The following is a 23,262-nucleotide window of genomic DNA, read 5'->3' as shown; positions in this document are numbered from 1 at the left end:
AACGCGTCCTGCGTGAACTGCGCCCAGTGTAATCATGTCGGGCGGGCTCGGGGAGGATTCAGTTTGTGAATTTTGCAGACAGGTTTGCGATAGTCCCGCGGCGAAAGGTATTGTGTATGGAGCGGATCCCCGACGGGCGGGCGGTAACTGCGGTGACCGCGGACGTCCTGGGCATGCCGGCAAGGACGCCGCCGCGCGCCTGTCATACTTGTGGCGACGATGTTTCACACCGAAGTCCACCCTGGAGGAATGCAGCATGCCCGGCCACGTTGACATGCAGGCCTTATTGCAAGCCGCCCCGCAAGCCGCCCCCCAAGCTTCCCCGCAGGCCTCAGCGCAAGCCTTGCTCACCCCCGAGGAAATGGCCCGTGCCGATAGCGCCGCGATGGCGGCCGGGCATGGCGGCGCGGCGCTGATGGAGGCCGCCGGCCTGGCTGTCGCGCAGGCCGTGCAGGCGCGCTGGCAGCCGGGCAGGGTGGTGGTGCTTTGCGGCCCGGGCAATAACGGCGGCGACGGTTTCGTGGCGGCGCGCCACCTGGCGGCCGCGGGCTGGCCCGTGACGCTGGCCTTGCTGGGCGAGCGCGAAGCGCTGCGTGGCGATGCCGCGCACCATGCGGCCTTGTGGACGGGGGCCGTCGTGCCGCTGGCGCCGGCGGTGCTGGACGGCGCGCAGGGCGTCATCGACGCTTTGTTCGGCGCGGGGCTGGCGCGCGACATCGAAGGCGTGGCCCGTGCCACGCTGGACGCCCTGGACGCGCGCAGCCTGCCCGTATGCGCGGTCGACGTGCCCAGCGGCGTGGATGGCGCCAGCGGGCAGGTGCGTGGTGTCGCCGTGGCGGCGGATTTCACCGTGACGTTCTTTCGCAAGAAGCCGGGCCATCTATTGCTGCCTGGCCGTCAGCTGTGTGGCGAGCTGGTGCTGGCGGACATCGGCATCCCCGCCAGCGTGCTGTCCACGGTACCGCCGCGCGCGCACGAAAATGACCCCGCCTTGTGGCTGGCGCGTTTTCCCTGGCCGCGTGTGGACGGGCACAAATATGCGCGTGGCCATGCCTTGGTGGTGGGCGGTGCCGTGATGACCGGGGCCGCGCGCCTGTCGGCCATGGGCGCGGCGCGCGTGGGGGCGGGCCTGGTTACCGTGGCGGCGCCCACGTCAGCATGGCAGGTCTATGCCAGCGCGCTGACCAGCATCATGGTGCAGCCATTGGCGCACGCCGGTGCGCTGGAAGAGGTGCTGCAGGACGAGCGCAAGAACGCCATTGCCATCGGCCCTGGCGCTGGCGTCAGCGCGCACACGCGGCGGCACGTGCTGGCGGCCCTGGCGACAGGACGTGCAGTGGTGCTGGACGCGGATGCCATCACGGCGTTCGCGGGACAGGGCGAGCGCCTGTTCGAGGCCATCCACGGACCATGTGTGATGACGCCGCACGAAGGCGAATTCGGCCGGCTGTTCCCGGGCAGCGGCGGCAAGACCGACCGCGCCCGCGCCGCCGCCGCGAGCAGTGGCGCCGTGGTGCTGCTGAAGGGCGCGGACACGGTGATCGCTGCTCCGGATGGCCGGGTCGTCATCAACACCAACGCTCCGCCAGACCTGGCAACGGGCGGCAGCGGGGATGTCCTGACCGGTTTGATTACCGGCCTGCTGGCGCAAGGGATGACGGCGTTCGACGCGGCGGCGTGTGCGGCCTGGCTGCACGGCGAAGCGGCCCGTGCCTTTGGGCCGGGTTTGGTGTCCGAGGACTTGCCGGGGCAACTGCCGGCTGTGCTCCGTGCTTTGCGCGCCTGGCCGGACTAAGGCTGCAGCGCATGGAGCCGGCCTGCGCGAGGTCGGCCCGCCCAGGAGTGGCTCGCCCAGGACTGGCCGGTATCAAGTCAATATTTGAGCGCGTCGCTGGTGGGGGCCATGGGCGTGAAGCGTGCGTTGCTGAAATCGTGCAGGAGCTGGAAGGCAGCGTCGCCCTGGTCGGCATAAGCCTTGAATCGGCTTTTCGATAATCGATAGAGGCAGCCGCCGCGCGCGAACAGCAGATCGCCACCATCCCAATCGGCCCAGTCGCTTTCCGGGATGCTGACCAGCACCGTGCCCTCGCGATCGAGTACCCGATGGTCCAGGGCATACCACGGCTTCTGTTGGACCCCGACGCCGTGCAGCACGCGCTGCAGGCGCCTGCCGTTGGCGCCGGCTTTTTCGATGACCCGCGGCTTCGAGTAGCGATAGAGCGCCGTGGCGCGCAGGCCGCCCAGTTCTCCTTCGCCGATTTCGGCATCCCGCCATCCCGCGCGTTCGCGCAGGACCGCATTGATGGGATCGTCCTCGCCGCGGCCCGACCATGGCCCGCATGGCTTGACCTGCATGCCTGGTTTCAGCCGGGTGCCTGCGGCGGGTTCGAAGCCATGCGCGTCGTGCTCGGGAGCGTGGTTCAGCAGCAGCGTGTTCTCATCCTCGAAGATGCCACCGCCACCCCATGAATCCGTTTTCGGCCAAAGTGCCAGGGCGGTGAGGAAGGGCGGTTTCGATATCGCCGTCCAGCTGCCGATGGGCGGCCGATTGGTCGCCGCGAAATAGACCAGCAGCCTGCCTGAGGGACTGAGATCGCAGCGCCGCTCGTAGATGCGCCCTTTGAGCCATTGCCCATGTTCGAAGGTATCGGTCCGCAGGTCCCAGCGTATCAACTGCACCTGCTTGGTCGGACCTCGGCGGAATATGACGGCGGTCCTGGCCTCTCGCGCGAGGATCGCATAAAGACGCGTCGCGGCGGGGCTGCCAGCGTTCGCATCCGCATCTACATCCACGTCCGCATCTGCGTCCGCGTTCGCGTTCGCGTTCGCTTCCGCATCCGTACCCCGTGTCGGACTGTCGTTCGGCGTGGCCTCGAATTTGTGGCCGGTCACTGGCTTGGGCCCGGTTGCGGCTTACCGTCTTCGCTCCAGTACTGCCATTCTCCTGACTCGACGCCCTGGTCATAGTGGCCTTCCGCGGCGACCTTGCCGTTGGCGTGATAGTCGCGCCACGGACCATGTTCCTTGCCGTGCTGGTATGACCCTTCGGACGCCAGCGTGCCCGTCTGGTGATACGCGGTAAAAAGGCCGTGGCGAATCCAGCGTGATCTGTCAGGGGCCAGGTATCTGGAGTACCGGTATCGAATTTCACCCGTATCGTAGGGAATTTCCGCGATGTTCAAGTCTTCCATCTACCTGCGTCCATATCGTCGTGTGTGGGGGCAAGGCACGAAGGGTGCGCCGGCGCGATGGCCGTATTTCCTTCGTGCCCGGCGTGCCTAGCTGAAATATAGCCGGCTGGGGTTGTCGACCAGAATCTGTTTGCGGACGGCCTCGGTGGGGACCGCCCGCGCAAAGGCGTCCAGCAGCACCGCGTCGTCGGGTACGCCTTTCTCGGCCTGCTCGGTTGGATGGGGCCAGTCGCTGCCCCAGACGCAGCGGCCCGGCACTGCCTGGGCGTAGGCGCTGGCCACGGCAACCTGATCGTCGTAGCCCGGCGGGCCGACCTTGGTGTCGATGTAGAAGCCCGACAACTTGACCCAGCCTCGTCCGGACTGCATCAGCCCCAGCACCATGGCGAAGACCGGATCGCTGGTCTGGTTGACGTGGGCCAGGTGGTCGAAGACCACGGGGCAGGGCAGGCGGGCCCAGACGTCACGGGCCTGATAGATGATGTCGGTGGGCGCGTTGATCTGCACGTGCCAGCCCATGGCCGCGATGCGCGTGGCCAGCGGTTGGACCATGTCCACCGTCGTGGCACCGGTCTGCTGCAAGTTGAAGCGGATGCCACGCACGCCGGCCGCGTTCAGGCGTTGCAGTTCGGCGTCGGTGACCTTGGCGTTGACCACTGCTACCCCGCGCGCCCTGCCATTGAAGGCAGCGATCGATTCGACCAGCAGGCGATTGTCGATACCGTAGCCGGACGGCTGGACGATGACGTTGCGGGTGGTACCCAGGCGTTGCTGCAGTTTCTTGTAATCGGCCACCGTGGCGTCACCGGACTTGAGCACGACTTCCGGCGCCCAGGGGTAGCGTGAATCGTAGATATGGTGGTGGCTGTCGCAGGCGTCCGCGGGCACGCGGGTGCGGGGGAGTTCGGTGCCCTTGGACCATTTCACCTGCGGTCCGTCGTTGTGCGATGTCGAAGCGCAACCGGCTGCCAACAATCCGCCGCCGGCACCTGCGCCGGCGGCCAGGGAGCCCAGGACCTTCAATACATTTCTTCGGGTAATCGCTTGACCGTATTCTTTCGCGTACATCTTGCGTCTCCATGTGGGTCTTAAAGCGTTGCCTTGCACCCGCTTGGGGCGGGCTCACACAGTGTAGCCGCACGCGTGCGCGCCGCCAGGCTGGACCCCGAATCACTCATCGAGCGTTGCCGGACTCATCGTAGACCAGGACGTCCAGGCGCTCCTCGGGCGCGGGTGCGGTGAAGAAACTGGTGATGCGATCGAACTGCGCATCGGACGTCTGGAAGGGGTGCTCGCCAAGTTCATTACGGCATCGAAGGCGCGCCTTGCACACGTCGTCCGCCACATCGATGAAGTGCAGGCGATGCGCGCATTTGGCTCGCGTGGCGATGGCCAGGCCCCACGCCCTCGAATTGCTGGTGTTGAAAGGCAAGTCCAGCACGACGACGAGCCCGGCGCGCAGCAAGGCCTCGACGTGTTCGGCCAATACCGCCTTGATGCGCGCCGCACAGCGTATGTAGTCGTCCACTGAATGGATCTCATCGGGGAACAGCTTGGCCAACCAGGCATCCTCGCTGATCAGAATGGTACGTGGCGCCTGGGCGAGGCGGGCGGCCAGCGTGGATTTTCCCGCGGCGATCTTGCCGCAGACCAGATGCAGCGCGGCCTCATCGTGAGGGCGCGTCGTGAGGTGTCCGGTTGTCACTTTCGTTTCTCCGAAGATGCCCAGAAAGCAAAAAACCCGCCTCCTGGGCGGGTTATCGTCATCCTCAAGTCGACATCTATCCCGCCAGCATCGTGTCGGCGCGAATAATCGAATGGGCTTGGGATCGGTTCATGTGCATAAGCCTACCGGTCCGATCCGATTTTCGCAAGGTTCGTCGGGGGTTGCTCCGCGCCGCTGGGCAGGGCGGCGGTGGGGGAGCGCATCCAGGTCATGACGTCACGCCATACGGTTTCGGCGTGCAGGTCGCGCAGGAGCATGTGATAGCCGTCCGGGTAGAGCGCGATGCGTAAACGGGCGGTGGCCTCATGTTCGCGCAGGCGCTTCACCGTTGCCGTTACCAGGTCCTTGGGCAACACCTGTTCATGCTGGCCGAACATCACCAGCGTCGGCAACCCGGGCGGCAGGTGATCGATGGCGTCTTCCCCCGCGCTCATCAGGTCGACCAGCCCCTTGAGCGTGTCGATGCGCGTACGCTTGATGACCAAGGGGTCGCCACCCAGCTGGATCAACATGGGTATGTTGTCCGAGGGGACGATTTTCAAGGCACGCGGCGGCGAGACATGCATGGCGGGGAAGGTCTGGTAGCCCAGCCACAGCGTCAGGCTGAAGAAGGGATTCATGGACCCCCGGCCCCATGTGGCAGGCGCCGACAGGATGGCGCCCGAGATTTCACGCGCCAGGGGCGGCTCCTTGCCGGCAGGTCCGCTGCGCAACGCGGCCGCCACCACCGCGCCGCCCATGCTTTCTCCCAGCACATAGACCGGCACGCCCGGATGGCGCGCATGGGCCGCCGCCACCGCTGCGTTCAAATCCGCCACCATGGTGTCGGTATCGGACCAGATGCCCGGCCGCGCCGACGCACCGAAGCCACGCTGGTCGTAGGCATAGGTGGCAATGCCGTAATACGCCCAATACTGCGCGGGCATGTCGAAGGCATTGGAGTAATCGTTCATGCCATGCAGCGCCACGATGACGGCCCAGGGCTGCTGCCGGAACGGCATCCACGCCCGCATCGGCAGGCGGGCGTCGTCCGGCGTGGCCAGTGCCAGCGGGGTGCCCTGGACGCTGCCCTGGACGCTATCCGGGCCGTCGATGGCCGGCGCGCGCACCGCCGCGCCCTGCGGCTGGAAACTGGCCGCGCAACCCGCAAGCAATACGACGGCCAGGGCGGCCAGGGCCCGTGCCACCAACGCCATCAACGGCCGTCCCGCCACCACGCGCGTGTGGCGTTGGGACGGGCGCGAGGGGCTGGACGGCAGACCGATCGCCGCCGTCGGGTTGCGCGTCATCGTGCTCTCTTCACAGCCGCGTGGCGCCGGCGCGCGTGCGGATGTCGGCGAAGCGCCAGTCGTGCAGCAACTTGCCGTCTTCCCAGACGGTGACCATGGCGTCCACATAACCGGGCGGCAGGTCGACGGCCGCCGCCGTCACATCGGCCACACCGGTCGGTACCGTGACGGTGCGAAAGCTGTGGCGGTCCGGATGGAACATCAGGGCCATGCGGCCGCGCTTGCTCTGCTTGCCCTTGTCCGTCACGGGATCCTTGTACACATCCACCCAGCGACCGTCGATGCGCGCCGCCGAGCACTTCAAGGCGAACTTCTGCGTATCCCGATTCAGCTGCTGCAACAGCGCGCCGCCCATGCCGAAGGCAACGTTGTCGGTGGCGTAGCCGGCGCTGGTGATGCGTTCCAGGATGGCGCGGATGCTGGTGGGATTGATGCCGTCGCCCTGGATCACCCGCACGTTGTTCAGCACCTTGTAGCCCTTGCCGTTGACGGTATGGCCGAAAGCCTCGTCCAGCAACTCCAGGCACTGGTGCACCACCGCCACCGGATCGCCCGAGTCCGGCCGGATCACCACCGTGGCGCCCGACTCGATGATCTCTTCCTTCAATTGCTTGCCCCACAGTTCGCGGATGGCGTGGAAGATGTCATAGCTGTCCGACACCACGGCGACGATGGCCCCCGGCTTGGCGAACTGCTTGAGCATATTGCGGTAAGCATCGACCTCGTGCTGGCGGCCCCAACTGGTGATGGTGCTGTGTTCGGCGGCGGGAATGGAGAAGGCCGCCATCGGTTCGTGATAGTGCGCCTGCGCCAGACGCACACCCGAAATCGTATCGGTGCCCATGAAGTTGACCAGGTGGGCCGCGCCGCCCAGCGCCGCGGACTCCGCGCTGGACACGCCGCGCGCGCCAAAGTCGTGCAGCTTGAACGGCAACTGGCCGACCGGGTCATCGCTGGTGCGTTCGAGGAACTGGCGCAAGGTCTGCTTGGCATGCCAGCTGATGGTCGCCACCGTGATCGGATACCAGATGCGCAACAGCATGGTCTCCAGATAGGAGGGTGCCCAGAACGCCGCGGGATCGGTGGACTCGATGGTCATCAACGCATTGTGCGTGGGCACTACCGTGCCTTCGGGCACCGCGCGGATGCGGATAGGCAGATAGCCGCCGTGGCGTTCGACGATGTCACGCCAGCCGGTCTCGTTGAAGGGTTCGCCGTGCGCCTGGAAGAAGTCGCGCGCCTCGTCGACATCGGCATGGGTGACGGGCTTGGACAGGTATTCCTTCAGGATCGCCTGCAGGCCGAAGAATACGGTGCGGTCGTAGATGCCGCCGCGCGATTCCACATAGAAGAACGTGGCATCGGTGCCGGGCGGGTATTGCAGCCAGTGGCTGGCTTTGTAGCTGTCAGTGTTCAGCAGCAGGTTGTCGAGGCATTGCATGACGGAAGCTCCTTCTCGTCTTGAGTAAGCCGGCGGTCTATCCGCTGGCGGTTCAGGTGCGGGGCCGAAAGGCCGGACTAGCCGCGTCCCAGGAAAAACTCGATGATGTGCAAGTGGTCTTCATACAGCCGGGGCCCCATGTCCAAGGCCTCGCTGACCAGGATCCAGCGCGCCTTGTCGGCATCGTCGCCGCCACGCACGTCGGGCAGTTCGCCGGCGGGGAAGTCGAAATGGAAGGCGTGCGTGATCGTTCGGCCGCGCTGGCTGCGGTCCGGGTGGTCGAATACATTGCGGCCCTTGAGTGAACCTTTGAGTACGGGCGTGGGGATTTTGAGCCGGGTTTCCTCGCGCAGTTCCCGGATGGAAGCATCGAGTATGGCCTCGTCCTGGCCGACGAAGCCGCCCGGCAAGGCCCACAGCCCCTTGCCGGGCGCGGAGCGGCGCCGCACCAGCAGCAGATGACCGGAGTGCACCACCACGGCATCGGTGGTGACGAAGGTGGGCGGATAGGGCGCTTTCTTCCAGGCTTCCTTGTACTGCATGATGAACTGGTGTTCGGCCACCAGTTCCTGGTAAGCGGGGGCGTTCTTGCGGAAGGCTTCCAGCATGTCGAAGACGGGCTCGGGCACATTGCCGCGCAACAGCAGCAGGGCGCCGTGACGGTCGTTGTCACCGGCTTCGAACAGATAGCGGCGCAGTTCGGTGGCCGAGAGCGCTTCCGTGTGGCGCACGTCCACCAGCGGCCACTGGGGAAATTCCTTCAGGTAGTAGCTGGACGCATCCTTGTCCATGCCGATCAGGCCGACGCGCACGTTTTCGCCGTCGTCCTTGCCGCGATCCTTGCGTATGGCTTCGGCCACCGTGCGCTGTACGCCGGCGATCCAGAGGCTTTCGTTGTAGAGGTGGTCCCGCAGCGGACTGATGATGAGGCGGCGCGCCAGTTCGTCGCCCAAGGCGGCCTGGATCATGACGGTGCGTTCAGCGACCGTCCAGGGATTGCGCGTGCTGCGGGGGGTGTCGGCCGAGCCGACCAGAAAAATGACTTTGCCGGCGCGGGTCAGGGCATGACGGGCAACCGCGGCGTGGCCATTGTGAAAAGGTTCGAAGCGGCCGATGAAGACCAGGTAGTCGAATTCCATGAGCATCCCTCATGATGTTTGATAGCGCTTCGGGTCTGTCCCTAGGCTGTTTTGAATCCTACGCCTGGCAAGGCGGGAGTGCAAGCCGAGGTTGGCGGGCACGGCTCCGGGCGAATGCCTTCGTATGCTGCTTCTTCGTATGCTGCTTTCGTGGGAGCGACGTGTGCCACAGGCGGACATCAATGGACGATATTCTCGCTGCCCACCTCTCGGCATTTTGCGCTTCAGGGCGAACTGCGTAATATAGCGTCCGTAATATCCTGTCGTATATATCGAGCCGGCCCGATCTGGCGCGTTGCGGCGCCGCATGTACATCCCTGCCTTACACCCCTTTCAGGAACCCCACATGAATATCCGCTTCTTCTCGGCCGCGATGGCCGTCGTTGCCGGTGCCATCGGCGCCACCGCTCATGCCGGCGAAGTCCAGGTCGCCGTGGCCGCGAACTTCACCGCGCCGGTCAAGGCCATCGCGGCGGAATTCGAGAAGGACACCGGCAACAAGGTGGTCGCCGCCTTCGGCGCCACCGGCCAGTTCTACGCCCAGATCCAGAACGGCGCGCCGTTCGAAGTGTTCCTGGCGGCCGACGACTCCACGCCGGCCAAACTGGAAACGGAAAAGCGCATCGTCCCGGGCTCGCGTTTCACCTACGCCACCGGCGCGCTGGCGTTGTGGTCGGCCAAGGAAGGCTATGTCGACGACAAGGGTGAAGTGCTGAAGAAGAACCAGTACAAGCATCTGTCCATCGCCAATCCCAAGGCCGCGCCTTACGGCCTGGCCGCCGTGCAGACCCTGGAGAAGCTGGGCCTGACGCAAGCGGTCAAGGACAAGATCGTCGAAGGCCAGAACATTACGCAGGCGCAGCAGTTCATCGCCACGGGCAATGCCGAACTGGGCTTTGTCGCGCTGTCGCAGATCTACAAGGACGGCAAGGTCACCAGCGGTTCGGCCTGGGTGGTTCCGGCCAGCATGCACGAACCCATCCGCCAGGACGCCGTCATCCTGGACAAGGGCAAGGACAACGCCGCCGCCAAGGCTTTCGTGGATTACCTGAAGGGTCCCAAGGCCGCGACCATCATCAAGTCCTATGGCTATCAGCTCTAAGGGCGCGACTCCGTGGCGCTGAATTCCAGTGACTTCGGCGCCATCTGGCTGACCCTGCAGTTGGCCACGTTCACCACCGTGCTGTTGCTGGTGGTGGGCACGCCCATCGCCTGGTGGCTGGCGCGCACGCGTTCACGCCTGAAAGGGCCGGTGGGCGCGGTGGTGGCCTTGCCGCTGGTATTGCCGCCGACGGTGATCGGTTTCTACCTGCTGCTGACGATGGGCCCCAATGGCGTGGTCGGCAAGATGACCCAGGCCATGGGACTGGGCACCTTGCCCTTCACCTTCGCCGGCCTGGTGGTGGGCTCGGTGTTCTATTCGATGCCGTTCGTCGTGCAGCCTTTGCAGAATGCCTTCGAGGCCATCGGCAACCGCCCGCTGGAGGCGGCGGCGACGCTGCGCGCGGGGCCCTGGGACCGGTTCTTCACGGTAGCCTTGCCGCTGGCGCGGCCGGGCTTCGTGACGGCGGCGGTGCTGGGGTTCGCCCACACCGTGGGTGAGTTCGGCGTGGTGCTGATGATAGGCGGCAATATCCCGGACAAGACGCGGGTGGTGTCGGTGCAGATCTTCGATCACGTCGAGGCGCTGGAGTATGCACAGGCGCATTGGCTGGCGGGTGGCATGGTCGTCTTTTCCTTTCTCATCCTGATGCTGCTTTATTCCAGCCGCCGGTCGGCGCTGACTTGAAATCCATGGTTATGGTTGATGATTCGTCCCGGCAATTGAACGCGCGTTTCCTGCTGCGGCAGGCGGCCTTCACGCTGGATGTGGATCTGCGTCTGCCCGGGCGCGGAGTGACTGCCCTGTTCGGCCAGTCAGGGTCGGGCAAGACGACCTGTCTGCGTTGCCTGGCCGGCCTGGCGGCGCCGCGGGAAGGCTACCTGAGCGTCAATGGCGAGGTCTGGCTGGATACGCAGCAGCGCATCGATGTGCCCACCCATCGCCGCGCGCTGGGCTATGTGTTCCAGGAGGCCAGCCTGTTCGCCCACTTGAACGTGCGGGATAACCTGCGCTACGGCCAGAAGCGGGTGGCGCCCGCTGAACGCAAGGTGGCGCTGGACCATGCCGCCGAGCTGCTGGGCATCGATCATCTGCTGGGCCGCATGCCGGGCGGGTTGTCGGGCGGCGAGCGGCAGCGGGTGGGGATGGCGCGCGCGCTGTTGACCAGCCCGCGGCTATTGCTGATGGACGAGCCGCTGGCCGCTCTGGACAATGCGCGCAAGCAGGAAATCCTGCCTTATCTGGAACGGCTGCACGAAGAGCTGGATATCCCCATCGTGTACGTCAGCCATGCGCCGGAGGAAGTGGCGCGGCTGGCGGATCATCTGGTGCTGCTGGAACAGGGCAAGGTGCTGGCCAGCGGGCCGATAGGGCAGACGTTGGCGCGGCTGGATCTGCCGTCCGCCCTGGCCGACGATGCGTCGGTGGTGATAGAGGGCGAGGTGGTGTCCTATGATCCCGCGTATCGGCTGTTGACGGTAGGGGTGGCCAGGAACACGGTCGATTTGCCCGCGCGGCAGGATACGTTGCGGCCCGCAATCGGGGAGCGGTCGCCCAATGCGGCAATGGCTGCGACGCTGCGGGTGGTGCATGAGCCCCTGCCCGTCGGGCGCCGGATGCGGCTGGTCGTGCGGGCGCGCGATGTCAGCCTGACGCTGACGCCGCCGCAGGATAGCAGCATCCTCAACGTATTGCCGGTGCGCGTGGAAGACATGGCGGAAACCGCCGAGGCCGCACAGGTCATGGTGCGCCTGGACGCCGGTGGCAGTCCCTTGCTGGCGCGCATCACGCGCTATTCGCGCGATCAATTGGGACTGGTGCCGGGCAGCCACGCCTGGGCCCAGGTCAAGTCGGTGTCCTTGCTGGCGTGATCCCGTGGCAGCGTTTCGCGGTACGCGGGCCGCTGGACGTGGCAGCCGTGGTGGTAAGCGGTACCGGATGAAGCAGATGTAGAAGTAGGTATCTGCCAGGTACCTGCCAGGTACCTGCCGTCATCGCTATGCCTCGTGTATGCTGCCGCCATGAAAGACCCTCATTCCTCACACAAACCGAAGCCTGGTGTCGCGACGGCCGCTGCGCCCGATGCTGCGTCGGCATGCGACGGCGCCGGCGTGGCCGATGCGGCCGGCACGGAGGTGCGGTTCCGCTTGCGCATACGCCATCGCGATCTGCTTGCCATCGGGCCGGGCAAGGTGGACCTGCTGGAAGCCATACGCGAGCATGGCTCCATCGCTGCCGCCGCGCGCAGCATGGGAATGTCGTATCGCCGCGCGTGGCTGCTGATCGACGAATTGAATCGGGCCTTGCGCGAGCCGGCCACACATTCCGGCCATGGTGGCGCGAGCGGTGGCGGCAGTGGGCTGACGCCGGTCGGTGAGCGCATCGTCACCCTGTATCGTGACATCGAAGCCACTGCCCAACGCGCCTGTGCCAGGCAGCTCGACGCGCTGCTGGACTTGCTTGAAAGATAAGGTCCCTGTGCCCGGGAACGGTTGAATCTTCCCCGTTACGAAGCTTTGGCGTTCTAAACGCTGAATTTGGGGTCCTGAAGCGGCAATTCAGCCGTTTCCTCTGGATCGGGACGGGTATCGGTCTGTCTGTCGGGGCACTCGTCAGTTGGGGAAAACCACTCGTCAAGCATCTGGCGGGCTTGACCTTAGCTATCCTGTAGATCCGTTTCCGGCCCCAGCGCCGTCCGCAGCCAGTCCACCAGGGCCTGCCCCTCACGCGACATGGGGCGGCCTTGGGCGGGTAGCGCCATCATGCCGTCGTCGAAAGCGACGAAGCCGCGTGGGGCCACCAGGGTGCCTTCTTCCAACTCACGCCGTACCAAACGCCTTTCCACCAGAGCCACGCCCAGCCCTGCCATGGCGGCCTCGATGCATAGATGCGTATGCGGGAAGGTCAGTTCGCGCGCGAACGACAGCGGGCGCTTGTCATGGGTTTGCCATTGCTCCCACGCACGGCCCGTGTAGTCATGCGCAATCCGTACCCGTTGGCCGCGCGCCGGCTTGTAGCCGGGTGCATGCACCGGGCCGAAGGCGACGCCGGCCAGCTTGATGGCGCGTTCGCGGTCGGCGGGCGGGTAGGCCGATAGATCCCAGGCGATCAACAGGTCGGCGTCTTCGCTGCGCATCTGCCGCGCGGAGGTCATGGACAGGCGCAGGCGCACGTCGGGGCAGGCGCGATAGAAACGCTCCAGGTTGGGTACCAGCCAACGCATGGCGAAGGTCGCGCTGCAGGCGACGTGCAGGCCGGGGTCGCGCGCCTGGCGCAGCACGCGGGCGTAGCCGCTTTCCAGCTCGTCGAAGCTGCGGCGCGCTAGGTCGTAGAGCGCCCGCCCCGCATCGTTCAACTGCAAACCCGTGCCTGCCTTGTCGAACAAGGGCGCGCCGACGTGTTCCTGCAGCAGGCGCAACTGCCGGCTGACCGCCCCGTGCGTGCGATGCAACTCGCCCGCCGCCCGCGTGACCGAGCCATGGCGGGCGATGGCTTCGAAGGCACGCAGGGCAGATAAAGGGGGCAAGTTACGCATATCGCCTATCCGTCAAAAAAACTGACGATAGCAGCAAAATTACTGCCTGTTCATGACAGGGAAGACCGCCGTAGTATGCGAGGCATCAGGTCGTGACGTCGACACGACCGCCAGATTTCTTATCGCTTATAAAGAGTATCTCATCATGGATGAAGCCCGCTGGATCGCCGTCGATCAGTATTTCGAACGCACCCTAGGCCTGTCGGATCGCATCTTGGAAAAGACCCTGGCCGCTTCCCGCGCGGCGGGCCTGCCGGCGCAGGAAGTCGCGCCCAACCAGGCTCGCATGCTGCAGCTTTTCGCACAGATGTGCGGCGCCCGCCGGATCCTGGAGATAGGCACCCTGGGCGGCTATAGCGCCATCTGCCTGGCGCGCGTATTGCCCCAGGGCGGAGCGTTGGTGACCTTGGAAGCCAACGCCGACCATGCCCGCGTGGCCGCCGACAACATCGCCAAGGCGGGCCTGGCTGATCGCGTGCGCATCCTTGTCGGCGATGCCCGCTTGTCCCTGGCGCGCCTGCGCGAGGAGAACGGTGAACCCATCGACTTCGCGTTCATCGATGCCGACAAGGCGTCGAATCCGTTTTACCTGGAGGGTGTCCTGGCCCTGTCGCGTCCCGGCACGGTGATCGTTGGCGACAACATCATCCGCGCCGGCCGCATGGTCGACCCCAACGCGCGCGATGATGCCGACGTCCAGGGTGTCTTCGAGTTTTTCGAACGATTGGGCGCCAACCGCCGCCTATCCGCCACCGCCCTGCAGACGGTGGGAGAAAAAGGCTGGGATGGCTTCGCGCTGGCCCGGGTGCTGTGAGCCGGCCGATTTCGGTTCCGCCCTGGGGCCACGGGCAGGGCCTTGGAGCGGCGCAGCGCCGCTCCAGGGCAGCCGAGCGACGAACGTAGCCAATGCCGCCGAACGAGGGCTTGGCTAGCGGCGCCATGCCCGCGCGCCAAGGCGCCGTGTGGCGCGGCGGCGCAGCGGCGAATGGCTGAACGGCTACCCCAAACCTTGCAAGGCAAAATGCACCGGGGCGGCTACAAGCCGCCCCGGAAACTTCCATCAATCAATGATGGTGATTGTCGTGGTGATCGTCATGATGGTTGTCATGGTGATCGTAATGGCGCGGCGGCGGCGGAGGCGGGCGACGGTAGTGGTCGTGGCCCCAGTTGCCACCACCGCGATAGATCACGGGCGGCGGCGCGCGGTAGACAGGCGCCGGCGCCACGACGACGGGCGGTGCAGCGTAACCGTACGCGGGCACACCGATGCCTAGATTGACACTGACCTCCGCATGAGCGGCGCTGGCCGCAGCCAGGGTGGCCAAGCTAGCCAGGATCGTCAGGGTAGTTCGTTTCATATATAAGTCCTTTTTCCAGGATTACCGTTCTGCGGCCCGCAAGCGCATCAGGCGCCGCGCGACGTGGAAGCCTCCACGAAACCCCTCCGTTCAAGGAAGGGAAGGGTCCGGCCGCAGGATCGAAAAGACACCGCCGGCGCCGCGAGCACCGGCAAGCATCCCGACGATCAGCCCTTGGCCGGCGTCTTCGCCTTCTCGGGCTTCTTGTTGTGGACCACGCGACGGTTCTCGCCCTGGCTGAAGATCTTGTCCGCGTTCTTCTTCTGGTCGTCGGACAGATTGTTGTACAGGGGCGTGAACACGGCCGTCAGCTTCTTCACGCCATCCGAATTGGCCTGGGTGAATTCGGCATAGGAATTCAGGTCATCCAGCGCCGTCATCGACGTATTGGCATTGCGCTTTTCCACCAGCGTGTCGATCTGCTCGGCGTTGTCGCGCATCGTCTGGGCCACCGGCTCCCACTGGCCTTCCTGGGCGGCCGTGATCTTGAGCTGGTCGTGCAGGCTCTTGATGTGCTTTTCGACGCGATCGTTGGCCTTGTGCGGCGTGGCGGTCTTGGTGTTGGCGGGCGCGGTGGTCATGGCAGCCGGCGCGGCGGAATTGGCCGGACCGGTGGCCGTCTGTGCGAAAGCCGGTGCGCCGGCCACGGCGGCGGCGGTCCAAAGGGCGGCTTGCAGCGCGATGCGTGACTTCATGAATATTCTCCTAGCAGATTGCCTGGCCCGGCCTGCTGGCTCGGGTGGTGGCGAGAATACGCAGGCGCCAGTCCCTGAACTGCATGTGTTCTTTGCAAACGTGAATAATCGTACTGTCAGCTTGGCCTCCAAAACGCGACACCTGCCGGTCCGTCATGCTCGGGGACACCGCGGAGCACAGTCCCGCCGGTAACCGCTCCGAGCGGGATGGCCTGGCGGCGGCGTAGCGCGCCAGCCTCGCGGCGTTTTCAATCGCTTACCGTTTGAGGAGATCCGCCGGCTTGTCCCACCGCTTCCGCGCAGACCTCGCGCAGGATGCCTATCAACGATTCCTCGGCCTGCAGCGTGAATTCGCGCCGGCGCCGGATCAGGCTGACCGGCGGCAGCGTCCAGTCGAAGGTCCATGGCACGATGGTGATGTTGCCGTCGCGGCTCAAGTCCGTGGCGATTTCTTCTGGCACGATGGACAGCAGGCTGTCGTGATGCGCCATCAGGGCGGCGATCACGTCCATGGAATACGTTTCTATCATCGGCGCCGGTGGCCGCGCCCCCGCGCGCGCGAACAATTCACTAACCATATTGCCGATGGGCGTCAGCGGTGACGGCAGTATCCAGTTCATCTCCGCCAGTGCCGCCCAGTCCGGCGCGCGCCGCGCCATGGCCTGCGCCAGCCGGCGGTTGGTGATGAGGGCAGGGCGTTGCGGATACAGCACTTCGTGCTGCAACTCGTCCATGCCTTTCATCACGGCCGCGCGGCCGATCACGCAATCCAGTTCGTGCGCGCGCAGGCGATCCAGCAGCTGGTCCGTGGTGGCGCGCTGCAGGCTGATGGTGATGTGGTGGCGCTCGTACAGGCGCTCGACCAGCGGCACCAGCACGCGCGCCGAGATATACGGCACGGCGCCCACGTGCAGGTGGGCGCTATGGCCACCACGCACGGCTTCCATTTCATCGGCCCAGCGGTCGACGTCCTGCAGCATATGGCGCGCGCGCACGATGGCCCGTTCCCCCAAGGGGGTTGGCCGCAGCCCACGCGGGGTGCGCAGGAACAGGGGGGCGCCGAAGACGGCTTCGATCTCGCCCAGCGCCTTGGTGGCCGCCGGTTGGCTGATCCCCATTTCCTCGGCGACGCGGGTCAGCGATTCGCGTTCGGCGATGTGTATCAGCAGCGCCAGATGGCGCAGTTTCAAGCGCGAGACCAGGCGCGCGGCGGAGGTGGTCTGGGACAGGGAAGGGGGCATGGAATATTCTGGCATAACCAAACGTTTATGCCGGCATTATAAAAAACCCGTAACGGGTTATTTCGGCCGACCTATACTTTCGTGATTCCCAGACGTCTGGCCGCGCCCGCCATCCTCAGGATGACCGGCGCCTGCCCCGGCTGGCTTCATTTCTCCGGTCATCTTTACACGGCTGCCATGTCTCCAACCTTCACCACTCGCCCTGAAATCCGCGGCACGTTTGGCGTGGTGTCATCCACGCACTGGCTGGCCAGCCAGGTGGCCATGAGTGTGCTGGAGCGGGGCGGCAACGCCTACGACGCGGCGGCCGCGGGCGGCTTCATGCTGCAGGTGGTCGAACCCCATCTGAACGGCCCCGGCGGCGAAGTGCCCATCCTGTTCTGGAGCGAACGCGACAAGCGCATGCAGTCGCTGTGCGGGCAGGGCAATGCGCCCGCCCTGGCGACGCCCGCCTATTTCCGCGCCATGGGCCTGGACATGGTGCCGGGCATCGGCTTGCTGCCGGCCACGGTGCCGGGCGCCTTCGGTGCGTGGCTTACCCTGTTGCGCGATCACGGCACCTGGGAACTGGCCGACGTCCTGCGTCCCGCCATCGACTATGCGCGTAACGGCTTTCCGCTGGTGCCGCGCATTCCGCAGGCCATCTTCGCGGTGCAGGACCTGTTCCGCCAGGAATGGTCCAGCTCCGCCGCCGTCTGGATGCCCGACGGCAAGGTGCCGCACCCGGACCGCCTGTTCCGCACGCCCGGCATCGCCGCTACCTATACCCGCGTGCTGGAGGAAGCCAGCCGCGCGGGCGACCGCCGTGCCCGCATCGATGCCGCGCATGACGTCTGGTATCGCGGCTTCGTGGCGCAGGCCATCGACAGCTATTACCGCAACACCGCCATCCGCGACACCACCGGTGAACGCAACAAGGGCTTGCTGCGCCTGGAAGACATGGCCGACTGGCGTGCCGCCTATGAAACGCCGCTGACCACCGACATCGGCCGCTACACCGTGGCCAAATGCGGCGCCTGGTCGCAGGGCACCGTGCTGCTGCAGCAACTTGCCATGGCGCGCCATCTGGGCCTGGACAGTGTGGCGCCCGATTCCACGGAATTCGTGCATCGCATCGCCGAGGCCGCCAAGCTGGCCTTCGCCGATCGCCTGGCGTGGTATGGCGATCCAGATGCCGTGGACGTGCCCCTGGCCGGCCTGCTGTCGGACGAGTATGCCCGGGCCCGCGCCGCCCTCATCGACGGCCAGCATTCGAGCAAGGTGCTCAATCCCGGCCATCCGCTGGGTCGCGTGCCGCGCCTGCCCGACCTGGAGGCGGCCGTGCGCACGCTGGCCAAGGCCGATACCCGCTTCGGCGTGGGTGAGCCGACTTTCGCCCAGTTGCCGCCCGTGCAGGAATGGGCCGCGCGCGAAATCTTCGTCGGCGATACCTGCCATATCGACGTCATCGACCGCGACGGCAATATGGTCGCGGCGACGCCTTCGGGCGGTTGGCTGTCGTCCAGCCCGGCGGTGCCCGAGCTGGGCTTCTCCCTGACCACGCGCCTGCAGATGACCTGGCTGGACGACGACCTGCCCGGCACCCTGCGTCCCGGCATGCGGCCCAACACCACGCTGTCGCCGGGCATGGCCTTGCGCGATGGCGAACCCTATATGGCTTTCGGCACGCCCGGCGGCGATCAGCAGGACCAGTGGACGGCGCCGTTCTTCTTGCGCCACGCGCTGCACGGTATGAATCTGCAGGAGGCCATCGATGCGCCGTCCTGGCATGTGGACCATTTCCCGGGCTCGTTCTGGCCGCGTTCGACCACGCTCAACCGCATTACGGTGGAAGGCCGCATGCCGGCCGCCACGCTGGAAGGGCTGCGCGCGGCGGGACACGAGGTGAAGGTCGGCGCGGACTGGTCCGAAGGCCGCATCAGCGCCTGCACGCGTGAACCGGAAGCGGGCGGTGGCCTGCAACTGCGCGCCGGCGCCAATCCGCGCGGCATGCAGAGTTACGCAGTGGGACGCTGACACCCGGCGGCGCTGCTGGAAGTATTCGCGGTGGAAGTAGCAGTAAAAGCAGTAGCAGTAGCAGTTGCAGTAGCAGTAGCAGCGGTGGCAGTAAAAGCAGTAGCAGCTGTAGCAACAGGCGCCGCGGCCCATGCCGCCACGGCTCACGAGACAAAGCGTCTGGCTTCCGGTGTCGCGCCGGAACCATTTTTTCCGCCGGCACACGTACCGGCTTTCATCACCAGGGGATCTTTATGACTTCTTTCAAACGTCTACTCGGCGGCGCGTTGGCCGTCTTGGCCATTGCGCCGGCGCTGGCCTCCGCCGCCTATCCTGAAAAGCCCATCACCCTGGTGGTGCCGTGGGCCGCGGGCGGTTCCACCGACATCCTGGCGCGTCTGCTGTCGCAGCACATGACGACCTCGCTGGGCCAGTCGGTCATCGTCGAAAACCGCTCCGGCGCGTCGGGCAACATCGGTTCGGGCTATGTGGCGCGCGCCAAGCCGGACGGCTACACGCTGCTGATCGGCTCGATGAGCACGCACACCATGAACCAGGCGCTGTACGCCAACATGCCCTTCGACGGCGTCAAGGACTTCACGCCTATCGCCGAGCTGGCGCTGGTCACCAACACCATGGTGGTCAATCCCGAGCTGCCGGTGAAGACCGTCGCCGAATTCATCGACTACGCCAAGACCCATCCGCTGGCGTATGCCTCGGCCGGCGCGGGCTCGACCAACCACCTCAGCGCGGCCATGTTCGAGAAGGCCACGGGCGTCAAGATGACCCACGTGCCTTACCGTGGCGGCGCGCCCGCGGTGCTGGATACCGTGGCTAACCGCACCCAGCTGTTGTTCAGCGCCGGCACGCAGACGCTGCCGCACGTGAATTCCGGCAAGCTGCGCCTGCTGGCCGTCACCGAGGACAAGCGTTCGCCCTTGCTGCCGAACGTGCCCACGGTTGGTGAAACCGTGCCCGGCTACGAAATGGCCGTGTGGTATGGCGCTTTCGGCCCCGCCGGCATGGACCCGGCCCTGGTTGAAAAGCTGAGCAAGGAAATCAACCGCATCCTGGCGCTGCCGGAAGTGCAGAAGCAGATGGGCGACATGGGCGTCCAGGTGATGCAGAGCACGCCGAAGGGCTTCGGCGACGTGCTGGTGCGCGATGCCGACAAGTACGGCAAGCTGGTGCGCGACCTGGGTATCCACGCCGACGATTGATAGCCGCGGCAGGGCACGGTGCGCCGTGCCTGCCCGCGTACTTGGTAGCAAGCAGGAATGATGACTTCATGACTCAAATGCTGGAACTGGAAACCGCAGCCTCGTCGCTGCTCGATATCGACGCGCTGGCGGACGCCTGTGCCGGCCAGGATCCAACGGCGCTGTTCGGCGCCGTCGATCGCTACCTGCAGCCCTTGCTGGGACACACGCTGTGCACGGTCAACCGCTTCGATGCCGAGCGCATCGCGGTGGTGCGCCTGTATAGCTCCGATCCCAAGTCCTATCCGCCGGGCGGGTCCAAGGAAAAGAAGGGCATGCCCTGGGGACGCCACGTATTGCTGGAGCGCAAGGTGTACGTGGGAGAGGGCGAGACGGCGATACGCGAGTCCTTCGACGATCATGCCGCCATCGTGGCGCTGGGATTGAAGTCGGTGATCAACGTGCCGGTCGTGTTGGGCGATGTCTGCCTGGGCACCTTGAATCTGTTGATGCCGGCCGAGCACGTGTCGCCGGCCATGGTGGCCAGCGCGCGCCTGGGCGCGCTGCTGGCAGTGCCGGGATTCCTCGGGCTGAAGGCGCGCTGACGCGCACGCGTGGAACCGGGGCACGGTTGCTGCGCCGGCTCCCATCGGCCATGCGGGGCAGCCGCGCCTGAGTGCGCGGCCGCCGCCCAGCCGCTGGCCCGCTGCGCTTACTGCTGCGGCGGTTTCCAGTTGGCCATCATCTCCTTCATTTCCTTGTCCATCTGCGCCGGTGTCATGTCGCGCGTATGCGTCGCCATGGACCAGCTGTGGCCGTAGGGATCCTTCAGCACCCCGTAGCGGTCGCCCCAGAACATATCGGTGGGTTGCATGACGGCCGTGCCGCCAGCCTCGATCGCGCGCGCGAAATCCGTATCGACGTCCTCGACATACAGATGCAGGGTGACGGGCGTGCCCTTCAGCGTGGTCGGACTGGCAGACCCGCAGCCTGGCATCTCATCGGCCAGCATGACGTTGGAATCGCCGATGCGCACCATGGCGTGCATCACCCCGCCTTGCGGGCCGGGCAGGCGCGCCAGTTCGGTGGCGCCGAACGCTTTTTTGTAGAAATCGATGGCGCCGGCTGCATCGCTGCAGATGATGTGCGGCGTGACGGTATGCATGTCCGGCGGAATCGGTTTGACAGTCGAGCTCATGGCGGGTCTCCTGGGATATCGGGCCGCCCGGTGGGCGGTCTCAAGCCTACGACGAACGGGGTCGCGGCAAATCGACATGCCTTTTTCTAGTTCCGCGCCGTCCGCCTGTCAATGCACGGCTGCACAGACGTGCCGCGTGGCCAGCGCTTGCGTCATCGCGGCCAGCTCCATCGGCCGGGCGATGTAATAGCCCTGCATTTCATCGCAGCCCCAATGCGCCGACAGCGCCTTCAGCTCGGCCGTTTCCACCCCTTCGACCACCACCCGATGGCCTAGCCGCTTGGCCAGGTCCACCACGGATTGGACGATGGTCGCCGCGCGCGGATTGGCCGCGACCGCGCGCACCAGGCGATTGTCGATCTTGATCACATCGACCTGGAGTTCGCTCAATTGCGTCAGGTTGCTGTAGCCCGCGCCGAAGTCGTCGATGGCGATCTCCACGCCGTGGCGGCTCAGCCCGCCCAGGGTCTCCAGCACGGCGCGCTCGGTACGCACGATGGCGCCTTCGGTCACCTCCAGCTCCAGGCTGCGGGCGCTGACCCGGTGCTCGTCCATCAGCCGCCGCACGCGGCCATCGAAATTCGGGCGCTTCAGATCCGACGCTGAAATATTGATGGACATCTTCAGCGCGGGTAATTCGCGTTGCCACTGCCCCAATTGCCGCAGCCCGGTACCCAGCACCCAATCGGTCAGCAGCGGCATCAGCGCAGTGTGTTCCACCAGGGGAATGAATTCGCCCGGTGGGATCTCGCCCAGGGTGGGATGGTCCCAGCGCAGCAGGGCTTCCACCGAAGTCCAGTTGCCGTCGGCGGTGCGCTCGCGCGGCTGGTAGACCAGCCGCAACTGGCCCGGCGCGGCGATGGCGGCGCGGACCGAGTTGACGATCATGCCGTGGCGTTGCTGGGTACGCAGGACCTGGCGGTTGTAGACGGTGACCGGCCGGCCCTGGCTGCGCGCGGCAAGGGAGGTCGAATACAGCGCGGCGATCAGGTCTTCCAGTTCGCCCCGCTCGACGGGAATCATGCCGGCGACGGCGCATAGATCCAGCTGCATGACGTCGTCGACGTGCAAGGGCGCCTCGAACTGCGCCACGCACTTGCTCAGGCAGCCGTGCATGTGCTCCAGGGTGTCGTCGCGAAACAGACCGAAGCGGACGAGTCCCAGGCGGTAGAGGCGGACGCCGGACGGCAGGGTGCGCGACAGGCGCTCGGCCATGAGGCTGATGGCCAGCTCCACGCGATGCAAGCCGGCGCTGACCACCAGCCGGCTGATGTCTTCCAGCGGCAGCACGTCGATGATGCCGGCCCACAGACGGGCCTGCACGTCAGCCGGCCGTTCATTCAAGGCGGCGGCCGCGTCCAGGATGAAACGATGGCGGTTGCCCAGGCCCGTCAGATGGTCTTCGTAGCGGTGGGCGTGCAAGGCGCGCACGCCACTGGCGATGTGGGCGGCAAGCTGGTCCAGGGCGATCTGGGCGGCCTGCGTGGCGGCCAGCGCCGTGGCGGGCCTGGCGGGTCTGGCGGGCTGGGCGGCTTCGTCCTCGGCCTTGGTCTCGGCCTCGGCCGCGGGTGTCTCGCCGTCGAACAGTTCCACGCTGCCCCAGCAGGCCGCGTCCGGCCCGGGAATTTCCGCGCTCAGGCGCAGGCGCACTTCGGCCCCGGCCGGCAGGACGTCATGGACGTGCGTGACTTCGGTCGGGCGGGACAGCTTCAGCACCACCATGTCGGCGCCGAACAGGCCGGCGGCCAGCAATGCCGCGGTCTCCGCCAGGGCGACCGCATGGGGATCCGCGGGCGGCCGAGACAGTGCAGGAAGGGCTGGCGGTGGAAGCATGGTTGCTGGGTCCGATTCCATGGAGCTAACATTCAGACATGCTGTAGACATCGGTCGTAACATCGTGGATGGCGGCACGCTTAGTCAAGTGAAATTATCTTGGCACGGTTGCGCGGGTGCGCGGCTTGCGTGCAAAGGCACGCGAACGATATAAAAAGAAAGAAGCTGCTTGTCTACGAAACCTATTGTTTCTATTCATATCCTGAGATATAAATCTCAACACAATTGTGGCGTTACAACATGACGCTACGGGTAGCCCCTCCGGGCAGCAGATCCGAGAGGCTGAGACGAGACGTATTGGGGGTTAGCAGATGGCCGTA

22 protein-coding genes are annotated in these 23,262 nt (G+C 65.8%); 9 read left to right on the top strand and 13 right to left on the bottom strand.

All coding sequences use genetic code 11. The features are described 5' to 3' along the window. The first annotated feature begins 256 nt into the window (after window positions 1-256). Window positions 257-1,795: an NAD(P)H-hydrate dehydratase gene (locus tag CEY05_RS03680; protein ID WP_233161336.1), complete on the top strand. Its 1,539-nt coding sequence runs from the start codon at window positions 257-259 to the stop codon at window positions 1,793-1,795. Between the two features lie 77 nt (window positions 1,796-1,872). Here the strand turns inward: CEY05_RS03680 and CEY05_RS03675 are convergent, their stop codons facing one another. From CEY05_RS03675 to CEY05_RS03645, 7 genes are all read right to left on the bottom strand, one after another. After that, window positions 1,873-2,793, bottom strand: coding sequence for a hypothetical protein (locus tag CEY05_RS03675; RefSeq protein WP_088596223.1), 921 nt, complete (start codon window positions 2,791-2,793; stop codon window positions 1,873-1,875). Window positions 2,794-2,888: 95 nt separating this feature from the next. Continuing rightward, window positions 2,889-3,191 (bottom strand): toxin-antitoxin system YwqK family antitoxin, encoded by a 303-nt coding sequence (locus tag CEY05_RS03670; RefSeq protein ID WP_088596010.1) that lies wholly within the window; start codon window positions 3,189-3,191, stop codon window positions 2,889-2,891. 87 nt (window positions 3,192-3,278) lie between these two features. After that, window positions 3,279-4,259 carry an amidohydrolase gene (locus tag CEY05_RS03665; RefSeq protein WP_088596009.1) on the bottom strand — a complete coding sequence of 327 codons (981 nt, stop codon included), beginning with the start codon at window positions 4,257-4,259 and terminating at the stop codon, window positions 3,279-3,281. Window positions 4,260-4,365: 106 nt separating this feature from the next. Next, on the bottom strand, window positions 4,366-4,896 hold the full coding sequence (locus CEY05_RS03660; RefSeq protein WP_088596008.1) for an ATP-binding protein: 531 nt from the start codon (window positions 4,894-4,896) through the stop codon (window positions 4,366-4,368). 143 nt (window positions 4,897-5,039) lie between these two features. Further along, window positions 5,040-6,206, bottom strand: coding sequence for an alpha/beta fold hydrolase (locus CEY05_RS03655; protein ID WP_198952663.1), 1,167 nt, complete (start codon window positions 6,204-6,206; stop codon window positions 5,040-5,042). A 10-nt stretch (window positions 6,207-6,216) separates the two neighbouring features. Beyond that, the gene (locus tag CEY05_RS03650) at window positions 6,217-7,647 is read right to left on the bottom strand and encodes a nicotinate phosphoribosyltransferase (protein ID WP_088596007.1); all 1,431 of its coding nucleotides are present in this window, start codon (window positions 7,645-7,647) and stop codon (window positions 6,217-6,219) included. Window positions 7,648-7,724: 77 nt separating this feature from the next. Further along, window positions 7,725-8,786 (bottom strand): bifunctional nicotinamide-nucleotide adenylyltransferase/Nudix hydroxylase, encoded by a 1,062-nt coding sequence (locus CEY05_RS03645; protein WP_233161335.1) that lies wholly within the window; start codon window positions 8,784-8,786, stop codon window positions 7,725-7,727. A 346-nt stretch (window positions 8,787-9,132) separates the two neighbouring features. On the opposite strand from CEY05_RS03645, the gene modA reads away from it, so the two are divergent. The 4 genes from modA to CEY05_RS03625 all read left to right on the top strand — a co-directional run bounded on the left by modA (window position 9,133) and on the right by CEY05_RS03625 (window position 12,359). Further along, entirely contained in the window at window positions 9,133-9,888 is a 756-nt protein-coding gene (gene modA / locus CEY05_RS03640; protein WP_088596005.1) for a molybdate ABC transporter substrate-binding protein, read from the top strand. A 12-nt stretch (window positions 9,889-9,900) separates the two neighbouring features. Continuing rightward, complete coding sequence (modB, locus tag CEY05_RS03635; RefSeq protein ID WP_088596004.1) at window positions 9,901-10,575, top strand: molybdate ABC transporter permease subunit; 675 nt, start codon at window positions 9,901-9,903, stop codon at window positions 10,573-10,575. Window positions 10,576-10,586: 11 nt separating this feature from the next. Next, window positions 10,587-11,759: a molybdenum ABC transporter ATP-binding protein gene (gene modC, locus CEY05_RS03630; protein WP_304528856.1), complete on the top strand. Its 1,173-nt coding sequence runs from the start codon at window positions 10,587-10,589 to the stop codon at window positions 11,757-11,759. A gap of 150 nt (window positions 11,760-11,909) precedes the next feature. Continuing rightward, complete coding sequence (locus CEY05_RS03625; protein ID WP_088596002.1) at window positions 11,910-12,359, top strand: winged helix-turn-helix domain-containing protein; 450 nt, start codon at window positions 11,910-11,912, stop codon at window positions 12,357-12,359. 185 nt (window positions 12,360-12,544) lie between these two features. Here the strand turns inward: CEY05_RS03625 and CEY05_RS03620 are convergent, their stop codons facing one another. Beyond that, window positions 12,545-13,423 carry a LysR substrate-binding domain-containing protein gene (locus CEY05_RS03620; RefSeq protein ID WP_088596001.1) on the bottom strand — a complete coding sequence of 293 codons (879 nt, stop codon included), beginning with the start codon at window positions 13,421-13,423 and terminating at the stop codon, window positions 12,545-12,547. 145 nt (window positions 13,424-13,568) lie between these two features. On the opposite strand from CEY05_RS03620, the gene CEY05_RS03615 reads away from it, so the two are divergent. Then, window positions 13,569-14,237: an O-methyltransferase gene (locus tag CEY05_RS03615; protein WP_088596000.1), complete on the top strand. Its 669-nt coding sequence runs from the start codon at window positions 13,569-13,571 to the stop codon at window positions 14,235-14,237. Window positions 14,238-14,487: 250 nt separating this feature from the next. Here CEY05_RS03615 and CEY05_RS03610 read toward each other — a convergent pair whose 3' ends face one another. From CEY05_RS03610 to CEY05_RS03600, 3 genes are all read right to left on the bottom strand, one after another. Beyond that, the gene (locus CEY05_RS03610) at window positions 14,488-14,781 is read right to left on the bottom strand and encodes a hypothetical protein (protein ID WP_198952662.1); all 294 of its coding nucleotides are present in this window, start codon (window positions 14,779-14,781) and stop codon (window positions 14,488-14,490) included. A gap of 167 nt (window positions 14,782-14,948) precedes the next feature. Further along, window positions 14,949-15,476, bottom strand: coding sequence for a Spy/CpxP family protein refolding chaperone (locus CEY05_RS03605; protein WP_088595999.1), 528 nt, complete (start codon window positions 15,474-15,476; stop codon window positions 14,949-14,951). A 248-nt stretch (window positions 15,477-15,724) separates the two neighbouring features. Continuing rightward, window positions 15,725-16,717 carry a LysR family transcriptional regulator gene (locus CEY05_RS03600; RefSeq protein WP_088595998.1) on the bottom strand — a complete coding sequence of 331 codons (993 nt, stop codon included), beginning with the start codon at window positions 16,715-16,717 and terminating at the stop codon, window positions 15,725-15,727. 177 nt (window positions 16,718-16,894) lie between these two features. Between CEY05_RS03600 and CEY05_RS03595 the strand changes: the two genes are divergently transcribed. The 3 genes from CEY05_RS03595 (at window position 16,895) to CEY05_RS03585 (ending at window position 20,516) form a co-directional block, all read left to right on the top strand. Next, entirely contained in the window at window positions 16,895-18,733 is a 1,839-nt protein-coding gene (locus CEY05_RS03595; protein ID WP_088596221.1) for a gamma-glutamyltransferase family protein, read from the top strand. A gap of 233 nt (window positions 18,734-18,966) precedes the next feature. Further along, window positions 18,967-19,932, top strand: coding sequence for a tripartite tricarboxylate transporter substrate binding protein (locus CEY05_RS03590; protein WP_088595997.1), 966 nt, complete (start codon window positions 18,967-18,969; stop codon window positions 19,930-19,932). 68 nt (window positions 19,933-20,000) lie between these two features. Next, on the top strand, window positions 20,001-20,516 hold the full coding sequence (locus CEY05_RS03585; protein ID WP_233161334.1) for a GAF domain-containing protein: 516 nt from the start codon (window positions 20,001-20,003) through the stop codon (window positions 20,514-20,516). A gap of 107 nt (window positions 20,517-20,623) precedes the next feature. Here CEY05_RS03585 and CEY05_RS03580 read toward each other — a convergent pair whose 3' ends face one another. Next, the gene (locus CEY05_RS03580) at window positions 20,624-21,109 is read right to left on the bottom strand and encodes a VOC family protein (protein WP_088595995.1); all 486 of its coding nucleotides are present in this window, start codon (window positions 21,107-21,109) and stop codon (window positions 20,624-20,626) included. A 108-nt stretch (window positions 21,110-21,217) separates the two neighbouring features. Next, window positions 21,218-22,942, bottom strand: coding sequence for a bifunctional diguanylate cyclase/phosphodiesterase (locus tag CEY05_RS03575; protein WP_143220269.1), 1,725 nt, complete (start codon window positions 22,940-22,942; stop codon window positions 21,218-21,220). Between the last annotated feature and the right edge of the window lie 320 nt (window positions 22,943-23,262).

The sequence above is a fragment of the Achromobacter sp. HZ34 genome (genome assembly GCF_002209485.1).
Taxonomy (GTDB): Bacteria; Pseudomonadota; Gammaproteobacteria; order Burkholderiales; family Burkholderiaceae_B; genus Bordetella_C.
This window is presented reverse-complemented; position numbering and strand designations above follow the sequence as displayed.